At 60.4% G+C, this 2,724-nt stretch carries 3 protein-coding genes; all 3 read left to right on the top strand.

The features are described 5' to 3' along the window. The first annotated feature begins 116 nt into the window (after positions 1–116). Positions 117–1,463, top strand: a complete 1,347-nt coding sequence (gene astB / locus ACXRVY_RS23150; protein WP_223459297.1) for an N-succinylarginine dihydrolase — start codon at positions 117–119, stop codon at positions 1,461–1,463. Between the two features lie 61 nt (positions 1,464–1,524). After that, positions 1,525–1,815: a topoisomerase II gene (locus ACXRVY_RS23145; protein ID WP_457266311.1), complete on the top strand. Its 291-nt coding sequence runs from the start codon at positions 1,525–1,527 to the stop codon at positions 1,813–1,815. A 12-nt stretch (positions 1,816–1,827) separates the two neighbouring features. Further along, a partial coding sequence (gene astE / locus ACXRVY_RS23140) for a succinylglutamate desuccinylase (RefSeq protein WP_458238341.1) occupies positions 1,828–2,724 on the top strand: 897 nt, incomplete at its 3' end.

Genomic DNA, 2,724 nt, shown 5'->3' with positions numbered 1-2,724 from the left:
CACATTTGGTGTACGACACAAACCCTGTAGGAGCGAGCCTGCTCGCGATGGCCGCGCCTCGGTCTCAAATCTAGTTACTGAAGCCTATAACAACAGATTCTCGTGGAGCCTCGCCGATGAAATCCTATGAAGTCAATTTTGACGGTCTAGTGGGGCCGACCCACAACTACGGCGGCCTGTCCTACGGCAACGTCGCGTCCCAGAGCAACAGCCAGCAGTCTTCCAACCCCAAGGAAGCGGCGCTGCAAGGCCTGGCAAAAATGAAAGCGCTGATGGAAATGGGTTTCCAGCAAGGCGTACTGGCACCGCAAGAGCGCCCGGATGTGGCCGCACTGCGTCGCCTGGGCTTTGGCGGCACCGACGCTCAAGTGATCGAGCGCGCTGCCAAAGAGGCGATGCCGCTGCTGGTGGCCAGTTGCTCGGCCTCGAGCATGTGGGTGGCCAACGCCGCCACCGTCAGCCCGAGCGCCGACACGGCTGACGGTCGCGTGCATTTCACCGCGGCCAACCTCAATTGCAAATACCACCGCAGCATCGAACACCCGACTACCAGCCGCGTGCTGGGGGCGATGTTCGCTGACCAGAAACACTTCGCCCACCACGCCGCCTTGCCGGCCGTGGCGCAATTCGGTGACGAAGGCGCGGCCAACCACACGCGTTTCTGCCGTGAATACGGCGAAGCCGGTGTCGAGTTCTTCGTATTCGGCCGCAGCGCGTTCGACACCCGCTACCCGGCACCGCAGAAGTACCCGGCGCGCCAGACCCTCGAAGCATCCCAGGCCGTTGCCCGTTTGCACGGCTTGAGCGATGACGGCGTGGTCTACGCCCAGCAGAACCCGTCGGTGATTGATCAGGGTGTGTTCCACAACGACGTGATCGCAGTCGGCAACGGCGAAGTGCTGTTCTATCACGAGGACGCGTTCCTCGAGACCGAGAAGATGCTCGCTGAATTGCAGAGCAAACTCGCCAAAGTCGGTGGGAAATTTCAGTCTGTCTGTGTTCCGCGTTCCGCGGTCAGCGTGGAAGACGCGGTTCGTTCCTACCTGTTCAATAGCCAACTGCTGTCGCGTCCTGACGGCTCCATGCTGTTGATCGTTCCGGAAGAATGCCGTGGCAACGAGCGTGTCTGGCAATACTTGCAGGGTTTGACCAGCTCCGGCGGCCTGATCCGCGAAGTGAAAGTCTTCGATCTCAAGCAGAGCATGCAGAACGGCGGTGGCCCGGCTTGCCTGCGGTTGCGCGTCGCACTCAACGAAACCGAGCTGGCGGCCGTCAATCAAGGGGTTATCATGACGGCGCCGTTGTACGGCACACTGACCGAATGGGTCGAGAAGCACTACCGCGACCGCATGACCGAAAACGATCTGGCGGACCCGCAATTGCTGCTTGAGTGCCGGACGGCACTGGATGAACTGACGCAAATCCTTAAACTGGGCGCGGTTTATCCATTCCAGATCAATTGATCGACGGCGCGCCGCCCTGTATGGCAGCGCGCTGCTTCATCTCAAACGAGAGCGTAAAGACATGAGCGATACCCTGCAGCTGATCCTTGAAGACACCGACGGCACGCAACTGGAGACTACCTGCACCCGCGTCGCGGTCATGTGGCAAGGCAAAGAGCTGTGGATCCAGCAGGACGGCCGCGGCCAACTGTTGATCGGCGTGGACGTCGAAGAAGGCGACGCCGAATACGCCAACCTGCTGTTGCGCCCATTGGCGACTAATCTGGTAAGTCTGCAACTGGAGATGGAACCGGCTGAACTCGGCGACGACGAGGATCACGTTCACGGCCCGGATTGCAACCACGACCACTAAGGAAACCGCTCTATGCTCGCCCTCGGCAAACTGCTTGAACTGACCCTCGCCGGCCGTGAACCGGCGGAGAAGACTCAACTGACTGTCGAAGGCGTGCGCATGCGCTGGTTGAGCGAAGGTGCGCTGGAAGTCCGGCCACCTGAAGCGCGTGACAATGGCCTGGACCTGCTGCTGTCGGCGGGGATCCACGGCAATGAAACAGCGCCGATCGAGTTGCTCGATCGCCTGTTGCACGACATTGCCCGCGGCGACTTGAAGCCGCGCGCACGTATTCTGTTCCTGTTCGGCAACCCCGAGGCGATTCGCAAGGGCGAGCGTTTCGTCGAGCAGGACGTCAATCGGCTGTTCAATGGCCGTCATGAACAAAGCAGTGGCTGCGAAGCCTTGCGTGCTTGTGAGCTGGAGCGGTTGGCGGCGAGTTTCTTCTGTCTGCCTGATCGTCAGCGCCTGCATTACGACCTGCACACGGCCATTCGTGGCTCGAAAATCGAGCAGTTTGCCTTGTACCCATGGAAAGAAGACCGCCAGCATTCGCGTCAGGAACTGGCGCGCCTGCGCGCCGCCGGCATGGAAGCGGTTTTGCTGCAGAACAAGCCGTCCATCGTGTTCAGCTCCTACACCTACGACAAGCTCGGTGCCGAAGCTTTCACCCTGGAACTCGGCAAGGCGCGGCCATTCGGGCAGAACGCCGGGGTCAATGTCTCGCTGCTGGAGGCGCGCCTCAAGCAGATCATCGAAGGCACCGAGCCGGAATTGACTGACAAAGCACTGGACGGTTTGCAGCTGTACAGCGTGGCACGGGAAATCATCAAGCACAGCGACAGCTTCCGCCTGAACCTGCCGGCGGACATCGAGAATTTTTCGGAGCTGGAAGTGGGTTATCTGCTGGCGGAAGACATTGCCAACACC

The sequence above is a fragment of the Pseudomonas sp. P5_A2_2 genome (assembly GCF_054177685.1).
The sequence above is the reverse complement of the archived record's forward strand: the minus strand, read 5'-3'. Positions and strand labels throughout refer to the sequence as shown.

Excerpts from the sequence above, each read along its gene's own strand:
- astB (WP_223459297.1), top strand. The coding sequence starts at position 117 with ATGAAATCCTATGAAGTCAATTTTGACGGTCTAGTGGGGCCGACCCAC.
- ACXRVY_RS23145 (WP_457266311.1), top strand. The coding sequence starts at position 1,525 with ATGAGCGATACCCTGCAGCTGATCCTTGAAGACACCGACGGCACGCAA.